The organism is Chitinophaga sp. 9-1-y (genome assembly GCF_059511905.2).
The window spans coordinates 187,804-205,606 of the sequence record NZ_CM197955.1 but is presented as its reverse complement, the minus strand read 5'-3'; the positions used below and the strand labels follow the sequence as shown (position 1 = coordinate 205,606).

18 protein-coding genes are annotated in these 17,803 nt (G+C 45.2%); 14 read left to right on the top strand and 4 right to left on the bottom strand.

Translation table 11 applies throughout. The features are described from left to right. Positions 1-87: 87 nt before the first annotated feature. From AC5ZC7_RS01000 to AC5ZC7_RS00965, 8 genes are all read left to right on the top strand, one after another. A complete protein-coding gene (locus AC5ZC7_RS01000) occupies positions 88-1,728 on the top strand; it encodes a pyruvate dehydrogenase complex dihydrolipoamide acetyltransferase (protein WP_496160017.1) in 1,641 nt (546 codons plus the stop codon). A 164-nt stretch (positions 1,729-1,892) separates the two neighbouring features. After that, on the top strand, positions 1,893-2,399 hold the full coding sequence (locus AC5ZC7_RS00995; RefSeq protein ID WP_291922605.1) for a GbsR/MarR family transcriptional regulator: 507 nt from the start codon (positions 1,893-1,895) through the stop codon (positions 2,397-2,399). 130 nt (positions 2,400-2,529) lie between these two features. Further along, on the top strand, positions 2,530-2,811 hold the full coding sequence (locus tag AC5ZC7_RS00990; RefSeq protein ID WP_496160018.1) for a hypothetical protein: 282 nt from the start codon (positions 2,530-2,532) through the stop codon (positions 2,809-2,811). Then, positions 2,801-3,748 carry a TIGR01777 family oxidoreductase gene (locus AC5ZC7_RS00985; protein WP_496160019.1) on the top strand — a complete coding sequence of 316 codons (948 nt, stop codon included), beginning with the start codon at positions 2,801-2,803 and terminating at the stop codon, positions 3,746-3,748. The genes AC5ZC7_RS00990 and AC5ZC7_RS00985 overlap by 11 nt, the downstream gene beginning before the upstream one ends. An 18-nt stretch (positions 3,749-3,766) precedes the next feature. After that, positions 3,767-4,144 carry a CoA-binding protein gene (locus AC5ZC7_RS00980; RefSeq protein ID WP_496160020.1) on the top strand — a complete coding sequence of 126 codons (378 nt, stop codon included), beginning with the start codon at positions 3,767-3,769 and terminating at the stop codon, positions 4,142-4,144. Between the two features lie 209 nt (positions 4,145-4,353). Then, positions 4,354-4,827, top strand: a complete 474-nt coding sequence (locus tag AC5ZC7_RS00975; protein WP_291922597.1) for a ribonuclease H-like YkuK family protein — start codon at positions 4,354-4,356, stop codon at positions 4,825-4,827. A gap of 154 nt (positions 4,828-4,981) precedes the next feature. Then, positions 4,982-5,464 (top strand): hypothetical protein, encoded by a 483-nt coding sequence (locus AC5ZC7_RS00970; protein ID WP_496160021.1) that lies wholly within the window; start codon positions 4,982-4,984, stop codon positions 5,462-5,464. A gap of 10 nt (positions 5,465-5,474) precedes the next feature. After that, positions 5,475-5,849 carry a hypothetical protein gene (locus tag AC5ZC7_RS00965; protein ID WP_496160022.1) on the top strand — a complete coding sequence of 125 codons (375 nt, stop codon included), beginning with the start codon at positions 5,475-5,477 and terminating at the stop codon, positions 5,847-5,849. 68 nt (positions 5,850-5,917) lie between these two features. Here AC5ZC7_RS00965 and yihA read toward each other — a convergent pair whose 3' ends face one another. After that, complete coding sequence (gene yihA / locus AC5ZC7_RS00960; RefSeq protein ID WP_496160023.1) at positions 5,918-6,526, bottom strand: ribosome biogenesis GTP-binding protein YihA/YsxC; 609 nt, start codon at positions 6,524-6,526, stop codon at positions 5,918-5,920. Between the two features lie 76 nt (positions 6,527-6,602). Here yihA and ubiE point away from each other — a divergent pair, with 76 nt between their 5' ends. The 5 genes from ubiE to AC5ZC7_RS00935 all read left to right on the top strand — a co-directional run bounded on the left by ubiE (position 6,603) and on the right by AC5ZC7_RS00935 (position 12,625). After that, entirely contained in the window at positions 6,603-7,349 is a 747-nt protein-coding gene (ubiE, locus tag AC5ZC7_RS00955) for a bifunctional demethylmenaquinone methyltransferase/2-methoxy-6-polyprenyl-1,4-benzoquinol methylase UbiE (protein WP_496160024.1), read from the top strand. After that, on the top strand, positions 7,322-8,023 hold the full coding sequence (gene porT / locus AC5ZC7_RS00950) for a type IX secretion/gliding motility protein PorT/SprT (protein WP_496160025.1): 702 nt from the start codon (positions 7,322-7,324) through the stop codon (positions 8,021-8,023). Before ubiE ends, porT begins: the two co-directional genes overlap by 28 nt. A 133-nt stretch (positions 8,024-8,156) precedes the next feature. Continuing rightward, positions 8,157-9,500, top strand: coding sequence for a dihydroorotase (locus tag AC5ZC7_RS00945; RefSeq protein ID WP_496160026.1), 1,344 nt, complete (start codon positions 8,157-8,159; stop codon positions 9,498-9,500). Positions 9,501-9,625: 125 nt separating this feature from the next. Continuing rightward, entirely contained in the window at positions 9,626-10,954 is a 1,329-nt protein-coding gene (locus AC5ZC7_RS00940; RefSeq protein ID WP_496160027.1) for a MutS-related protein, read from the top strand. A gap of 132 nt (positions 10,955-11,086) precedes the next feature. Continuing rightward, positions 11,087-12,625 (top strand): YifB family Mg chelatase-like AAA ATPase, encoded by a 1,539-nt coding sequence (locus tag AC5ZC7_RS00935; protein ID WP_496160028.1) that lies wholly within the window; start codon positions 11,087-11,089, stop codon positions 12,623-12,625. Here the strand turns inward: AC5ZC7_RS00935 and AC5ZC7_RS00930 are convergent. The 3 genes from AC5ZC7_RS00930 to fusA2 all read right to left on the bottom strand — a co-directional run bounded on the left by AC5ZC7_RS00930 (position 12,622) and on the right by fusA2 (position 15,830). Next, positions 12,622-12,777, bottom strand: coding sequence for a hypothetical protein (locus tag AC5ZC7_RS00930; protein ID WP_496160029.1), 156 nt, complete (start codon positions 12,775-12,777; stop codon positions 12,622-12,624). The two genes, AC5ZC7_RS00935 and AC5ZC7_RS00930, sit on opposite strands and share 4 nt — an antisense overlap. A gap of 7 nt (positions 12,778-12,784) precedes the next feature. Next, positions 12,785-13,588, bottom strand: a complete 804-nt coding sequence (locus AC5ZC7_RS00925) for an AAA family ATPase (RefSeq protein WP_496160030.1) — start codon at positions 13,586-13,588, stop codon at positions 12,785-12,787. 115 nt (positions 13,589-13,703) lie between these two features. Further along, positions 13,704-15,830 carry an elongation factor G2 gene (gene fusA2, locus AC5ZC7_RS00920; protein ID WP_496160031.1) on the bottom strand — a complete coding sequence of 709 codons (2,127 nt, stop codon included), beginning with the start codon at positions 15,828-15,830 and terminating at the stop codon, positions 13,704-13,706. 148 nt (positions 15,831-15,978) lie between these two features. Between fusA2 and AC5ZC7_RS00915 the strand changes: the two genes are divergently transcribed. Further along, positions 15,979-17,757: an ATP-binding cassette domain-containing protein gene (locus AC5ZC7_RS00915; protein ID WP_496160032.1), complete on the top strand. Its 1,779-nt coding sequence runs from the start codon at positions 15,979-15,981 to the stop codon at positions 17,755-17,757. The last annotated feature ends 46 nt before the right edge of the window (positions 17,758-17,803 follow it).

The following is a 17,803-nucleotide window of genomic DNA, read 5'->3' as shown; positions in this document are numbered from 1 at the left end:
ATAGACATTTTTAAACAGTTTACAATTCCTTCTTTGCGTTTTTGCGCAAAAACATGTAGGTTTGAGCAAAATTTTGAATAAAACACTATGGCAGAAGTTATCAGAATGCCCCTTTTGAGTGATACGATGACGGAAGGGGTGATTGCGGAATGGCATAAAAAGGTGGGCGATACAGTAAAGGCAGACGATGTTATAGCTGAAGTGGAAACGGATAAAGCAACCATGGAAGTGATGGGTTACGCAGAAGGAACCCTGCTGTACATTGGTGTAGAGAAAGGAAAAGCGGCTAAAGTAAACGGAATTATTGCCATTGTAGGTAAACCGGGAGAAGATTATACTTCTTTACTGGAAGATAAAGGGGCTGCAACTGCACCTGCTGCTGCTCCAGCTGCCGCTGCGCCTGCACCACAGGCTGCTCCTGCTGCAACTGCTGCACCGGTGGATGATGCTGCTTTGAAAGAAGCATTGAAAAATGCCACTGTTATCCGTATGCCGCTCCTGAGCGATACCATGACAGAAGGTAAAATAGTTGCCTGGAATAAAAAAGTAGGCGATGTAGTTAAAAATGATGATGTACTGGCGGAAGTGGAAACGGACAAAGCGACCATGGAAGTAATGGGTTATGCCGACGGTACTTTATTATATATAGGCGTGAAAGAAGGTGATGCTGCCAAAGTAAATGGTATTATTGCCATTGTTGGTAAAGCGGGTACCAGTGTAGACGCCATCCTGGCTGCTGAAAACGGTGCGCCTGCGCCAACTGCAGCTGCTCCTTCCCAAAATGGTACAACTCCTGCTGCTACTGCCGCTCCTGCTGCCGTAGCTACTGGTACTACTGATGGTCGTGTTAAAGCATCTCCGCTGGCTAAGAAAGTGGCAGAAGAAAAAGGCATTGACATTAGCCAGATTCCTGGTTCTGGTGATGGTGGCCGTGTTATCAAGAAAGATGTGGATAATTTCGTTCCTGCTGCTAAAACAGCGGCTCCTGCTCAACAAAGCGCCGGTAGCGCTGCTCCTGCAGCTCCTGCCTTTGTAGCAGCCGGACAGGAAGGATTTACCGATATTCCGCTGACGCAAATGCGCAAGGTAATTGCCAGACGTCTCAGCGAAAGCAAATTTACCGCTCCTCACTTCTACCTGAAGATAGATGTGAATATGGATAAAGCCATAGAAGCGCGTAAAGCGATTAACGAAATTTCTCCGGTGAAAATTTCCTTCAATGACATGGTGATCAAAGCTTCTGCAATGGCACTGCGTCAGCATCCTGCAGTAAATAGCAGCTGGATGGGTGATTTCATCCGTCAGAATCAACATGTACACATTGGTTCCGCAGTAGCTATTGAAGAAGGCTTGATTGTACCGGTGATCCGCTTTGCTGACCAGAAAACACTGAGCCAGATTGCTGCTGATGCAAAAGGCCTGTACGACAAAGCTAAAAACAAGAAACTGCAACCACAGGAATTCAGCGGTAATACCTTCAGCATCTCCAACCTGGGTATGCTCGGTATCGATGAATTTACGGCTATTATCAACCCGCCGGATTCAGCGATCCTGGCAGTAGGTAATATCACTGAAACCGCTATCGTGGAAAAAGGTCAGGTGAAAATAGCCAACATTATGAAACTCACCCTGAGCTGCGACCACAGAAGCGTGGATGGAGCTGTAGGTGCCCGTTTCCTGGCTACCCTGAAAGGATTCCTCGAAAATCCGGTAACCATGCTGGTATAAACTAATGAATAGCTATACAAAAGGCGGAGTGTAATACACTCCGCCTTTTTTGTGCCCGTTCCCGTCATTCCCCGGTAAAAATGTTTCATTATATTTTGAAAGTTCAAAAACCTGATATACATTTGACTTTGTAAATTGTCAACGCTATATAAATTACAACCTACATGAACTTAGTGGAAGCAAAAGCACAGTTTATTCAAACCTGGGGATCTTTGGGCGCTCAGTGGGGCATTAACCGTACGATGGCGCAAATTCACGCGTTGTTGCTGGTAATGCCGGATCCTTTGTCGGCAGATGATATCATGGAGGAACTGAATATTTCCCGGGGAAATACCAATATGAACGTGCGGGAATTGATTAACTGGGGCCTGGTGGAGCGTATCCTCATTCCGGGCGAAAGAAAGGAGTTTTTTGTGGCAGAAAAAGATATCTGGAAAGTAGCTACCTATATTGCTCGTGAAAGAAAGAAACGCGAGTTAGATCCGATTATGAAAGTGCTGTTACAACTGCAGCAGGCTGAAGGCGATCCGAAAGACAAAGAAATGAAAGCGTTTAAAGATTCTATCGCTAATATCACCAAGTTTGCCCAACAGACGGATAGAACGATTGGTGCGTTCATAAAATCAGAAGAAAGCTGGTTTTATAGCAGCTTGCTGAAACTCATCAAATAATTTTTTTTGTCCCAATATTTCATTTTTTTCTGAAAATTCTGAAATATGAAAAATAAAAGAAAAAATACTACTGATAGCAGATGTTAGTATCCAGTCTTTTTGGCTGCTGGTTATCTTTATTATTGATACGATGGCGCATGCCGCCCCATTTATTCTCCTTTTCACCTACCAGCTTTTTAGTTGCATTATTCACCTGCAATTCCCTATTTCCATTTTCCGGAAGATATATCACTGGATGTTGCTTCCAGTACTCATATGCAGCACTATTCTCGTCGTATTAAGCATTGTACAGGCGGGCTTTGCGCTACTTGGTGTGCTGCTTTTGTTTTACGGGATGTTTCCGTTGGTGGGCTTTTACGCGCTGCTTACCTTTTATGAAACCGTTGAAACCATTGATACCCATGAAGAATAAACGCATTGTGATAGCCGCCGGAACCGGATTTATAGGCAGAAGCCTGGCCGCTTATTTCGGCAACGACAACGATATCATTATCCTTACCCGTAGTCCCCGCGCTGCTACCGGCCGTATTAGCTATGTAGCCTGGGATGGTAAAAGCCATGGCGCCTGGAGCGATGCGCTGGAAAATGCCGACTTGCTCATCAATCTCACAGGAAAAAGCGTTAACTGCCGTTATACCGCCTCAAACAAACAAGCCATACTGGACAGCCGGCTGCAGGCCACTACCGCCCTAGGCGCCGCTATACGCACGTTACAGCACCCACCTGCGGTATGGATCAATGCCGGTAGCGCTACTATTTATCGCCATGCAACAGACCGTGCTATGGATGAATGTAATGGAGAAATGGAGAATGATTTCTCCGTACAGGTATGCAAACAATGGGAACAAACCTTTAATGATATTACCCTGCCGCATACACGAAAAATAATACTACGTATAGGCGTTACCATTGGCTGGGAGCCGGGCGGCGTAATGCAGCCTTATCTGAATCTCGTGAAATTTGGGCTGGGCGGGCGCCAGGGCAGCGGCAAACAAATGTTTACCTGGATACATATTACCGATGTGTGCAGGATGATAGCATGGCTATACGAAAATGAAGCCCTCAGCGGCACCTTCAACTGCACCGCACCGAACCCGGTTACCAATAAAGTTTTTATGCAATCACTACGGGAAGCGAGTGGGCAACCCTTCGGATTACCAGCGCCTGTTCCCCTGTTAAAATTAGGTGCCGCGCTAATTGGCACTGAAACGGAGCTGTTGTTAAAAAGCAGGTGGGTGATTCCAACCAGGGCATTGCAGGCAGGCTTCCGGTTTAACTTTCCCTTGTTAAAGCCTGCGTTTGGCGATATCCTGGCGCATCTGCCGCGGCATGCTTACCAACTGTTTTGAATTCCGTAAATTAGTGGTATGGAAACCAACAACGATAAAAAACTCACGGTAGTGCTGGGTGCTTCGCCCAATCCTGAAAGATATAGTAACATGGCGGTGAACAGGCTTACGGCCAAAGGACATCCGGTAGTGGCTATTGGCAGCCGGCCAGCTAATATTGGCGATATCCCGGTAATCACAGAACATCCACCGCTGGAGCAGGTAGATACCGTAACGATGTACCTCAACCCGGTAGCCCAGAAAGCTTACTACGACTATATTTTACAGCTGCATCCACGTCGCATTATTTTTAATCCGGGTGCAGAAAATGAGGAGCTGGAAACTATTGCAAAGCAAAATAATATTCAGCCGGTAGAAGCTTGTACACTGGTATTGCTGAGCACCGGCCAGTTTTAGCCATTTCTCTTTTCTAAATTTCTTCTCGTTTTTTTAATATTAGGCTGTTAGTGTTTGCTAACAGCTTTTTCGTATATTCGTACATATTGCTGTTATCCCCCAATGGAAGCATCCCATATTGTTACCCCCATCCAACGCATGGCATTACTTCAACAGGCAGGCATTATAGCATTACCCAATTTGCATGTTCACCCTTTAATATACATTTTATGCAATGGAGAAGATTTAATGGAGAGGTCATCCACCTTCCGGTTAAGGAAGAAGTACGGCAGGCCATTGTCCGGGAAACCGCCAGGGGCTTTCGTTTGAAAGTATGCATTGGCACTGACTCCCAGGTAAAAGGACTGGATACTGAATTCGCTACCGTGATTGTTTTCCTCCGGGAAGGTCATGGCGGATTTATGTTTATCCACAACGAAAAAACCAAAGACCGCTACTCTGTGAAAGAGCGTATGCTTGTAGAAGTAGCGAAGAGCATTGAGATTGCGTATGAGCTGTGCGACTTGTTTACTGAGTATGATGTAGACATGGAAGTACACGCAGACATCAACACCAATCCTCAATTCAAAAGTAACCTGGCATTGCGCGAAGCAATGGGTTATATTCTCGGTATGGGCTTTGCCTTCAAAGCCAAACCAGAAGCCTTTGCCAGCAGCAGCTGCGCCAATAAAGTAGTGAATTAAGGCGCCCTGTTTTTTGTACCTCTCTCAGATATTTTCCTGACGTGTGATCACGTCACGTGGCTTTTTCTCCCTCCTTATCTAGCGTTACAAACTTTACCCGGATTGTAACTTTCCTTCTGCTTCTGCGCTTAACATTACAAAGACGCTTATTATTATGAAATCACCAAAATCATTGGTAGCAGCAATGCTATTAGGCACTTTTATACTCTTTTCCTGCAAGCATAAGAACGAAGAAGTTGTTATTCCTCAGGGGGATGCACTCATTATTAGCTTTGGTGGTGGCTATACAGCGCCTAATCCGCCGACTAAAACACTACAGATTATGGAAGCTGGCAGTTATACTATTACGTATTCCGGAGGACACCGTAATATTGTTGCCTTACCGGCCGACATCCATGGCAAACTAAAACAATACCTCAGCAGCTTCCCCCAGGCAGCTATCAAAGCAGATCCCAAGAAAGGCAACTACAGTAACAACGGAATATCTGACGATGTTTACCAGACATTTAGTTATGTTTCATCAACTGAAACTGTCGATTTCCGTATAGATGCCTATTACACAGGAACCTCGACTTATATGGATGGTTTTATACAAAACATCAATAAAGTTATTACCGAATATAAGTTATTGCCTTAACGTATTGCGAATGAAAAATAGATACCTGTTGGCAGTATTACTACTGCTGACAGCCTGCGAAAAAGAGGGGAATACACCTGCCTCACAGTTGGAGGGTAAATGGACTTTAATTGCCACTACCGGCGGCCTCAGCGGACAAGGCACTCCTGTCACCAGTAAACAAACTGCTATCTTCCAGGGTGGCACTTATAAATTGCTGGCAGACGATTTACAGCTCAATGCTGATACCTATCGTGTAGAACTGGTAGGCGGCAATGATAACAAGGACTGGCAGTTAAAAATTGGTAACCGGGAAGTATACATCATCCACATAAAAGATGGCTTGCTTCATTTGAATAGTCCTGACCCCGATGCATTGGAGCTGATTTATAAAAAAACATTATAGGTTTCAGCATAAATAAGAAAGGCCTGCACACTACGGTATGCAGGCCTTTTATTTTTAGCAGCGATGGATCAGGCGATGGCTCTGAACTGTGCATTCAATTCGTCGATATAATTCAGGATGGCATCTCTGCCACTTTTCTTCACTGTAGAGGTCACGAAATTAGCCGGCAGGAACTGCCAGGTTTCCTTCATTTTATTCAGGAAAGCTTTTACATTTTTGCTCACTTCTGCCTGGGTGCTTTTATCGGCTTTGGTAAACACGAGGCTGAAGGGAATATTCCATTCGCCCAGCTGATTTACGAAGTCGATATCTATTTTCTGTGGCTGGTGGCGGCTGTCGATCAAAACAAACACACTCACCAGGTTTGTGCGTTTACGGAGGTAGTTTTCAATCATTTGCTCCCACTGGCGGCGTTGCGACAAGCTTCTTTTAGCAAAACCATACCCGGGTAAATCTACCAGGTACCAGGCTTTGTTCATGGCAAAATGATTAATCATTTGTGTTTTACCGGGTGTACCGGAAGTTTTGGCCAATTTTTCATTGTTTGCCAATATATTGATCAACGAAGACTTACCTACGTTAGAACGGCCTATAAATGCATATTCCGGCCATATAGGACTGGGGCACTTTTCCCAATCCGGACTACTGACAAGGTATTCTGCTGACTTAATTACCATAGTGATATTTGCTTTGTTCCATTAAAAAACCCGGATCTCCGTATTTACAACCTACATTTCTTTAACTTTGCGGACTATGTCAGAAAATGTAAATGTTCAGAAGATCGTTCCCTTTGAAGGGTCAAAATTAAGCAAGAAGGAGCAGATAGCGACCATGTTTGATGATATTGCTCATCGCTATGACTTTCTTAACCATTTTATGTCGCTTGGAATCGACATTATCTGGCGTAAAAAAGCGCTGGGGTATTTGAAGTCGATTCAGCCCAAACTCATGCTGGACGTAGCTACCGGCACGGGCGATTTTGCGATTATGGCGGAAAAGACCTTGCACCCGGATAAAATTGTGGGCATTGATATTTCTGAAGGAATGCTAAGTCATGGACGGGAAAAGATCGAAAAACTGGGTTTAGCGGACAAAATTACCCTCCAATCCGGCGATAGCGAGACAATAAGTTTTCCGGACCAGACGTTTGATGCCATAACAGTGGCTTTTGGAGTACGTAACTTTGAAAACCTGGAAAAGGGGTTATCTGACATGTATCGTGTGTTAAAGCCAGGCGGCAAACTGGTAATCCTTGAATTTTCCAACCCTACTGTTTTCCCCATTAAACAATTATATAATCTGTATTTTCGTTATATTACACCGCTGCTCGGGAAATGGATAGCGAAAAGCCAGGCGGCTTACAGTTATCTGCCAGAATCTGTGAAAGCGTTTCCGCAGGGTGAAGCAATGCGAACTATTTTAACTAACACCCGTTTCCAGGCCGTTACATGCAAAACGCTAACATTCGGCATATGTTCCATCTATTGCGCTACGCGCTGATATTCATTTTATTGATTGGTATGCTTCCTGCAAGGGCGCAAACCAATATGAATATGCTTGAACATGATGCAAAACCCTATTACTTTGGCATTACGCTGGCTGCCAACCAGTCCTATTTTAAACTCGAACATTCTCCCGCCTTCCTGGCCACTGATTCCATTATGGTAGCGGAGCCATTGAAAACCATGGGGTTCAACCTCGGCTTACTGGCAAATGCCAGGCTGACTGAGCACTTTGACCTGCGTTTTAATCCGCAGCTCATTTTTGCTTCCAAAAACCTGTATTACCGCGATACCTATCCTAAACCACAGGATACGGAGAAAAAGATAGAATCTATTTTACTGAGCTTTCCCGTACAGATCAAGTTCAAATCGGACCGTATCGGCAATATGCGGGTGTATACCATTGCTGGCCTTAAATACGACTACGATCTGGCCTCCAATGCCCGTTTACGCCGTGCTGACGACCTGGTAAAGATCCGGAAAAGTGACTATGGCTATGAACTAGGCGCCGGTTTTGAGTTTTACTTTGAGAGCTTTATTTTCTCCCCTGAATTCAAAATCAGTAATGGTTTTGGCAACGTACACGTAAAAGATCCTAACCTGCGGTACTCCAATGTAATTGACAAGCTACAATCCCGCATGATCGTATTTTCCATTCACCTGGAAGGATAAATAAGAATTACGAATTACAAATTACGAATTACGGATTTGTGAGAAGATATAAGCGAAGGTAATATTCGCGTTTACGATCTACTCCCAAATCCGTAATTCGTAATTTGTAATTCGTAATTCTTATTTTTGCGGCATGCAAAATTACCTCATCAGGAATATAGCCGTGGTTAATGAAGGCCACACCACGGTACAGGATGTATGGATCAAAAACGGCCGCATTGAAAAAATAGCGCCACATATCACTGTCAACGGCCAATACACGGAAATTAACGGAGAAGGGAAACACTTGCTCCCCGGCGTTATAGACGACCAGGTACATTTTCGCGAGCCTGGCCTTACACAGAAAGCTACGATTTATACAGAAGCACGCGCGGCAGTAGCCGGAGGCACCACCAGTTTCATGGAAATGCCCAATACCAAACCCGCCGCACTTACGCAGGAATTACTGGAAGATAAATACACCATTGCGCAACAGCATTCACTGGCTAACTACTCCTTTTTCATGGGAGCTGCCAATGACAATGTGGAGGAAATCCTGAAAACAAACGCAAAAAAAGAAAGCGTTTGCGGCGTAAAAATATTCATGGGATCCTCTACCGGTAACATGCTGGTAGATAACTATCTCACCCTGGAAGCCGTTTTTTCCAACAGCGAATTACTGATTGCCACCCATTGTGAGGATGAGAAGATTATCCGCGCCAATATGGAAGCATTTCAACGGGAGAAAGGCGACCATCTCACCGCCGCTGACCATCCGCTGATACGCAATGTGGATGCCTGTTTTGAATCGTCGCTGGTGGCCATACAGTTTGCACAAAAGCACAATGCCCGTTTGCATATTTTGCACATCTCCACTGCCCGCGAACTGCAATTGTTCAGCAATATGCTGCCACTGGCAGAAAAGCGTATCACTGCAGAAGTATGTGTACACCATCTCCACTTCACCGCAGATGATTATGCACAATACGGCAATCTCATCAAATGCAATCCGGCTATTAAAGCACCGGAAAACAAAACCGCGCTGTGGCAGGGCCTCCTGGACGACAGGCTGGATATCATTGCTACAGATCATGCCCCACATACCTGGGAAGAAAAACAATTACCTTACCTACAGGCCCCATCAGGCGTACCACTGGTACAACACAGCCTGTTGCTGATGCTGGAGCATGCCCGTAAAGGTGATATTACCCTCGAAAAAGTAGTGGAGAAAATGAGCCATGCTCCTGCTATCTGTTTCCAGATAAAGGAAAGAGGATTTTTGAGAGAAGGATACTTTGCCGACTGCGTTATCGTAGATCTGCAAGGCCAAACCAACGTAAACAAAGACAATATTCAATATAAATGTGGCTGGAGCCCGTTTGAAGGTCATACTTTCCCGGCGGCCATCACTCATACCTTTGTAAGCGGCCACCTGGCTTACGAAAACGGCGTTTTCAATGAAAATACACGGGGACAACGGTTAGCTTTTAGCCGTTAACACCTGATTTTGGTAAATGCAGCCCCAGTGGCTGCATTTACCAAAATAATCCGCGTTCCTTCCTATTCTTATGGAATTTATTTATCCTTGCATCTTCCACCATATATTCACCAAAAAGATGCTGCATGCAACTGGACAAAACATCCTACTACGACCTGTCTATCTTTAATCGCGACGAAGAGTATTCCCTATTTCACCGCCTTGACTTTACCACTACCTCCGGCGGCCGTGAATTTTTGCGGCAATTGTTCAGTAATCCACTGGAAGATATTCCAAAAATCCAACAGCGTCAACAGGCATTACAGTATATCCTGGAGCGGGAAGACAACTGGCCTTCCATTATCTCCAATGGTACGGTGGTAGTTGTGGAAAACTATATGGAAGCCCAGATAGAACCTATCTCCAATACCGAAGGCATAGCCTTATACATCCAGGCCGTTATCAACAAAACATTGTATGCACCGGATTTTGGGTATATTAAATTCTCTTTCACCCAGCTGGTCAACTTGTTGAAAGGCTTCCGTTCTTTTATCAATGCATTTAATTCAGATACAACTCCTAAAGTACTGAAATCCTTACTGGACCGGGCGCAACACCTGCTTACCAAGAAAGATTTTTATGATATCCTGAAAGCAGATGAAGAAGGGAAACTGAACTACATTGAAATTCTCCGCTATGATAATTACATCCGTAAAAGACATACAAAAGTCATCATTGAGCTCGTAACCCTTTACCAGCAACTGGATGCATATTATGCCATGGCGAAGGCGATTAAGCATTACAGCCTGGTGTTTCCCACTTTTTCTGATAGTACCAGACCTGTTATAAAAGCCCATCAACTTTATCATATCATCCTGCCGGAACCCGTTGCTTATGATGTAACGCTGGATGAAACCACCCATTTTATGTTCCTTACCGGCGCCAACATGGCGGGTAAAACTACCTTCATCAAAGCCGTTGGGGTAGCCACTTTTCTGGCACATATCGGCATGGGCGTACCTGCCAAAAGTATGGAGCTGAGTTTCTTCCATGGTATCTTCAGTAACATACAAGTGCAGGATAATATCTTCAAAGGTGAAAGCTATTTTTATAGTGAAGTATTACGTATCAAGAATACCATCCTGCAAATCAACAATGGTAAAAACTGGCTGGTACTGATTGATGAAATGTTTAAAGGCACCAATATTGAAGACGCCAGAAACTGTTCCCTGGCGGTTATCCGGGGATTATTGCAAAGCACCAACTGCCTCTTTATACTCTCTACTCACCTCTATGAGATAGCAGAAGAACTACGTGGAGAGCCGCGTATTCAATTCAAGTATTTTGAATCTACCGTGATAGATGATGATCTGCGTTTCACCTATTTGTTGAAAGATGGTATTGCCAAAGAAAAAATTGGTTACCTGATTCTGAAACGGGAAAAGGTGCTGGATTTGCTGAAAGAAATATCATGAGGAGCTGAAAGCATAAAGCAGAAAGCAAAAAGCTATTGCCGCGTATATCACTCGCTACAATAGCTTTTTGCTTTCTGCTTTATGCTTTCAGCTTTTTAAGATATCTTCGTATCGTTAACCCATATCCAAAACATGATTGTTAAAACCTACGGCAGCGCTATACAGGGCGTAAATGCCATCACCATTACCATAGAGGTGAATGTATCTTCCCAGGGAAACAGATTATTCATAGTAGGCTTACCGGATAATTCCGTGAAAGAGAGTGAACGACGTATTGAGTCTACGATTCAGTGTATGGGATTCCGTATGCCCAGAACCCGGACGGTGGTCAATATGGCGCCGGCAGATATCCGCAAAGCTGGCGCGGCTTACGATTTACCTATCGCTGCCGGTATTATGGCGGCATCCGGGCAAATACCGGCTACTCACCTGGAACACTGGCTGATGATGGGAGAGCTCTCGCTCGATGGAACCATACTGCCCATTAAAGGCGCTTTACCCATGGCTATGCAGGCGCAGCAAGACGGCTTCCGTGGCTGTATACTCCCCAAACAAAACGCCCGGGAAGCCGCTATGGTAGATGGATTAAAAGTGTATGGCATTTCACATATTTCGGAAGCGATTCAATTTTTAAATGATCCCGACACGTTATCCCCCACACCTCCGTCTCAAGATGTTTTTTACAAGACGCAGGATCAGTTTGAAGTAGATTTCTGCGATGTGAAAGGACAACACCAGATAAAACGGGCGTTGGAAATAGCCGCAGCAGGCGGACATAATGCCATTCTTATTGGGCCACCGGGTGCAGGAAAAACCATGTTAGCCAAGCGTTTGTCTACCATTCTGCCGCCGCTTACGTTGCAGGAAGCACTGGAAACCACTAAAATACATTCTGTGGCGGGCAAGCTGCCAGCGCATGCTTCGCTAATTGTACACCGTCCTTTTCGCTCTCCTCACCACACCATCAGTGATGCTGCGTTGGTAGGCGGCGGCAGTATTCCACAACCCGGAGAAATTTCACTGGCACATAATGGGGTATTATTCCTGGATGAGCTACCCGAGTTTAAGCGCAAAGTACTGGAGGTAATGCGACAGCCGGTAGAAGAACGGAAGGTCACTATTTCCCGCGCCAGAACGGCGATTGATTTCCCGGCCAGCTTTATGCTGATGGCTTCTATGAATCCATGTCCCTGTGGCTATTTCAACCATCCGGAGAAGGAATGTACCTGCGCACCGGGACAGGTACAACATTACCTGAATAAAGTATCCGGGCCATTGCTGGATCGTATAGACTTGCACGTAGAAGTGACGCCGGTTAAATTCCAGGATTTGTCTTCAGGGGCTGCTACCGAAAAAAGTACGTATATCCGTGACCGTGTTATTGCCGCGCGTGCTATACAAGCGGCCAGATTTACAGACTATCCTCACATTTATTGCAATGCACAGATGAATAGTAAATTACTCGCCTCGGTATGTGTAGTCAGTGATCGTTGCCTGGAATTGCTGGGACAGGCGATGCAGAAATTAAAACTATCAGCGCGGGCTTATGACCGGATACTGAAGGTGAGCCGCACTATTGCGGACCTGGAAGGCAGTGAACAGGTAACGCCGGCGCATATGGCCGAAGCGATACAGTTCAGAAGCCTGGACAGGGAAGGCTGGGGTAACTAAATATTCAGGTCTTCCTTGTAGCTTTCGCTTAATTTCTTCTGCATTTCTGCCGGTATGGGGGCCATCCTATCGGGAGCAATGGCTTCGAGGTCATGTAAACCAGTGAATCCATACACGAATAAATACGTTGTTTCTCTTTTGTTACTAATCAACGTTTTATTATTCAGATCCTAGCAGAATCCTTATCATCTGCTCCCTGTCATTCAGAAATTGTCGCGATATTCTATAATTTTCAGTATCCGAATATTCCGTCTGTTGTATGCCGTCAGCCCTCAGTTCATATATTACCGCATCCGGGTATGCCATGATAATTGGAGAATGTGTGGCGATGACAAACTGCGAATCCTGACCGATCAGCTCATGCATCCTGGTCAGCATCGCCATCTGCCGGGTGGGGGACAGTGCGGCCTCCGGCTCATCCAGGATATACAAACCATGACCAAAGAAACGTTTGGTCATTAATGACCAGAAGGATTCTCCATGCGATTGTTCGTGCAGCGATTTTCCGCCATAAAAGTCAATAATCTTACGACCACCATCCGGTTCCTTATCCATATCTTCAATGTTGGTAGACACATTGAAAAAACTCTCGCTACGTAGAAAATAACCATCCCTGGGCTTAACATAGCCCCTGGCTACCTTTAGGTATTTGTATAATAAAGAATGAGATTCTCTGGTGGAAAATCTAAAGTTCTTCGAGCCTCCTTCCGGGTTAAACCCACACGCTATCGCAATTGCTTCAATCAATGTAGATTTACCCATTCCATTCTCTCCAACCAGATAAGTCACCTTCGGATGAAACTTAAGTGAAGAGAATTTTTTTAATGCAGGTATGTTAAAAGGGTATTGGTAGAGATCTGGAATGTTTTCCGTGTTGTATGTTAACGATATAAGCCCTTTCTGGATTTGCACGATGCAGCGGATTTGAAGTGAAGAAAAAAGATAAGCAAATTTTCCGGACATTTCAATGCGACTATACGTGCTCAAGCTTCATTGGAAACAGAATTATATTCCTATTAAAGCACCCAAAAGGCACTGGATTGAAGGCATTCCTGGAGAACCCGGGAAGGCTGGGTAACTAAATATTCAGGTCTTCCTTATAGCTTTCGCTTAATTTCTTCTGCATTTCTGCGGGCACAGGGGCATATTCCGCAAACCGGGATTTCAGTTTGGCTTTGCCTTGTGTAACGTTGCGGAGTGCGGCGAAAAGCTTATCAATTTCTGCCTGCGGTGTACGTGCTTTGATAACCTGGTATCCGTTTAGTGTATCCATGCCCGTTATAATGCTGCGATGTGTTTGCAGTTCGCTCATAATATCTCCCATCATTACGTCGGGGGCAGTGGCTTCCAGATCGTATACCGGTTCCAGCAGTTGCGGGGCCGCCTGGTGGAACGCTTCGCGGAAAGCCATCATACCGGCGATTTTGAAAGAAATATCGTTGCTATCGACCGGGTGCATTTTGCCGTCGTATACGCTAACGCGTATGTCGCGTACATACGATCCTGTTAGGGGGCCTTCCTGCATTTTTTCCATCACCCCTTTGAGGATGGAGGGCAGGAAACGATTGTCGATAGCGCCGCCTACAATGCAGTTGTTGAATATGAGTTTGCCGCCCCAGTTGAGAACTATTTCTTCGGAATCGCGTACGGTATGTTCTTTGTAAGGGGGCATGCCTTCATACCAGGGTTCTATCTTCATATATACTTCTCCGAACTGGCCGGCGCCGCCGGATTGTTTTTTATGGCGATAGGAAGCCTGGGCGGGCTTTTGTATGGTTTCGCGGTAAGGAATTTTAGCGGTATGGTAGGCGATCTGCATTTTATAAATGTTTTCGAGCCGCCATTTGGTAACGAGCAGGTGTAATTCTCCTTGTCCGTGGAGGATCACCTGTTTGAGTTCCCGGTTGAATTCAATTTGCAGGGTAGGATCTTCCATGTGGATTTCGGCGAGTACTTCGCTGAGTTTCTCATCATCTGCTTTATTTTTTGCTTCGATGGCTACCCTTACTTTGGGAGATGGGAAATCGATGGGGGAAATTTCTCCGGGGAAATTTTTATCCGCGAGTGTTTGATTGGTAAAGGTATTCTTCATTTTGAGGGTGCAGCCAATGTCTCCTGCCTGCAGTCGGTCTACGCTGTTGCGGTTTTTACCGTCGGCAATAAACAACTGGCTGATACGCTCCGTTGTATTTTCCTGTGTATTGATGAGTTCCATACCGCCTTTCACTTCTCCCGACATTACTTTAAAATAGGTCAACCGCCCGATATGTGGCTCCTGTAATGTTTTGAATACAAACAGTGCAGTAGGGCCGGCCACATTACAGGGAACGGCTGTTCCGTTGGTAGCGGTTTCCGGGGGCATTTCCACCGCAGAAGGGGCTACATTATCGATAAAGCCCATCAAGCGGCCGCTTCCCATATTCTTTTTGGCTGACAGGCAGAATACGGGAAATACCTGGTGATTGAGCATGCCTATTTTGATACCTTCTCTCAATTCATCTTCATCCAGGCTGCCTTTTTCGAAATACAGCTCCATGAGTTTATCATCATTTTCGGCGGCTTTTTCCACGAGTTCGTTGTGGAGCTGGTCGGCGCGTTCCTTTTCGCTATCAGGAATGGGCAATTTTTCCGGTTTTCCGCCATTTTCGGGAAAACGGTACATGGTCATTTTGAGGAGATCGATAATAGCATTGAATCCGGGGCCCTGGTTCACGGGATATTGCATCACGGTAACCGGGTGGCCGAGTACGCGGACGGCATCTTCCACGGTTTTATTAAAATTGGCCAGCTCGGCGTCCAGCTGATTGATGGCTAATATGGTTGGTTTTCGATATTTATCTACATAATCCCATACCAGTTCGGTACCTACTTCCACCCCATATTGGGCATTCAGCAGCAGCACGGCGGTATCGGATACCCGGATGGCAGCGATCACTTCCCCGATGAAGTCTTCCAGGCCGGGGGTATCTATAATGTTGATTTTATAGTCTTTCCATTCCGTGTGCATCAGGGTCGCATATACGGAGTTCCCTCGTTCATGCTCAATTTCATGATAGTCGGAGATGGTGTTTTTCTCTTCAATAGTACCGCGTTTACTGATGATGCCGGCTTCGAATAACATGGTTTCAGAGAGGGTAGTTTTGCCGCTTTTGGGTGCACCTAACAGTACGATGTTTTTGATATGTTTTTCATCATACGTTTTCATATGTGGAGATTTTTTAGATAATCCTTTATCACCTGTGCTTTTGAAAGAACCTACTATTAAGTTAACGTTTTTTGACTAAAATAGCGACTACTTTTCCCTGCAATATGTGGCAACATGCAGTACCTTTGCACCTCAGGAAATTGGATATATGAAACTACTACTGCATTATTTAAAGAGATATAAATGGCTGGTTGTATTAGCAATGGCTTTGGCCAGTATTAACCAGCTTTTCTCGCTGATGGACCCGATGATTTTCGGATGGATCATTGACAGGTTTGCATCTCACCCTAAGGTAACTACGAAAGGGGGGACTATTTTAAGACCGGAAAACCAATATTTATGGGGTGTACTGCTATTAGTAGGCGCCGCCATAGGTGTGGCCATGGTATCGAGGATTGCCAAGGCATTCCAGGATTATTTTGTAAATGTTATTGTTCAGAAATTTGGCGCCCAGGTGTACCAGGATGGACTGAAGCATTCGCTGCGGCTGCCGTATCAGCAGTTTGAAGATCAACGTAGCGGTGAAACACTGGCTATTTTGCAAAAAGTACGGGTAGACTGCGAGAAGTTTATCACTTCTTTTGTGAATGTGTTGTTTGTATCGCTGATAGGGGTGGTATTTGTGATGGTATACGCCACCACGGTACACTGGACCCTGCCTTTTGTGTACCTGGCAGGATGCGTTTTACTGATTATGCTGATGAGCGTATTAAGCCGGAAGATTAAAGTGATACAGAAGACGATTGTAAAAGAAACGACAGCACTGGCCGGATCTACTACCGAATCACTCCGTAACATTGAGCTGGTAAAGAGTTTGGGATTAACCAACCAGGAAATACGCCGGTTAAATTCCACTACGCTGAAAATTTTAATGCTGGAGTTGAAGAAAGTGCGGAGCATCCGCAGTATCAGCTTTGTACAGGGTACTTTTGTGAACCTGATGCGCTCCTGCATCTTGTTCCTGTTGCTATTTTACATTTACCGGGATTCCGTAAGTATTGGTCAGCTGATGACCTTGCAGCTGTATTCCTTCTTCATTTTCGGTCCCCTGCAAGAGTTAGGCAATATTATCCTGAACTACCGGGAGGCGCAGGTATCGTTACTAAATTTTGAGAGTATTCTGAATACACCAGTAGAACAAATGCCGGCTAACCCTGTGAAGGTAAACCACATCAATGAGCTGCAATTTAAGCAGGTAGGATTCAAGCACCTGACTGCTGCTACCAAGGCATTGGACCAGGTGAACTTCTCCGTAAAAGTAGGTGAAACCATTGCCTTTGTAGGTCCTTCAGGATCCGGCAAAACCACGCTGGTAAAGATGCTGGTAGGCTTATACAAAGCTAATGAAGGACATATTTACTACAATGGCGTGGATGCCAATGACGTGGATATGGAAGATCTTCGTCACCAGGTGGGCTTTGTAACACAGGATACGCAGCTGTTTGCGGGTACGATCAAAGAAAACTTATTGTTCGTAAATCCCGGCGCCACGGATGCAGAAGTGATGGAGGCGTTGGACAAAGCGTCTTGTTATTCCTTACTGGCGCGGGCCGATAAAGGGCTTGAAACCGTGATTGGTGAAGGTGGTATTAAGATTTCCGGTGGTGAAAAGCAACGTTTATCCATTGCCAGGGCGCTGTTGCGTAAACCGCGTTTACTGGTATTTGACGAGGCTACCTCTGCGCTGGATTCCATTACCGAAGAAGAAATTACCACTACTGTGCGGGAGGTAACTGCCAGCAAGCAGCATATAACGGTGATGATTGCACATCGTTTGAGTACTATCATGCATGCTGATCGCATTTATGTACTGGAAAAAGGCCGTATAGTGGAAGTGGGCAAGCATGAGGACCTGGTAGACGAAAAAGGGCTGTATTACGCCATGTGGCGGCAACAAATCGGGGAGCGGAAAGCAGAAACTGTATAAAGTAGACGAGAGCGCCTTTGGCGCTTGTCTTGATCCAGGATTAAAC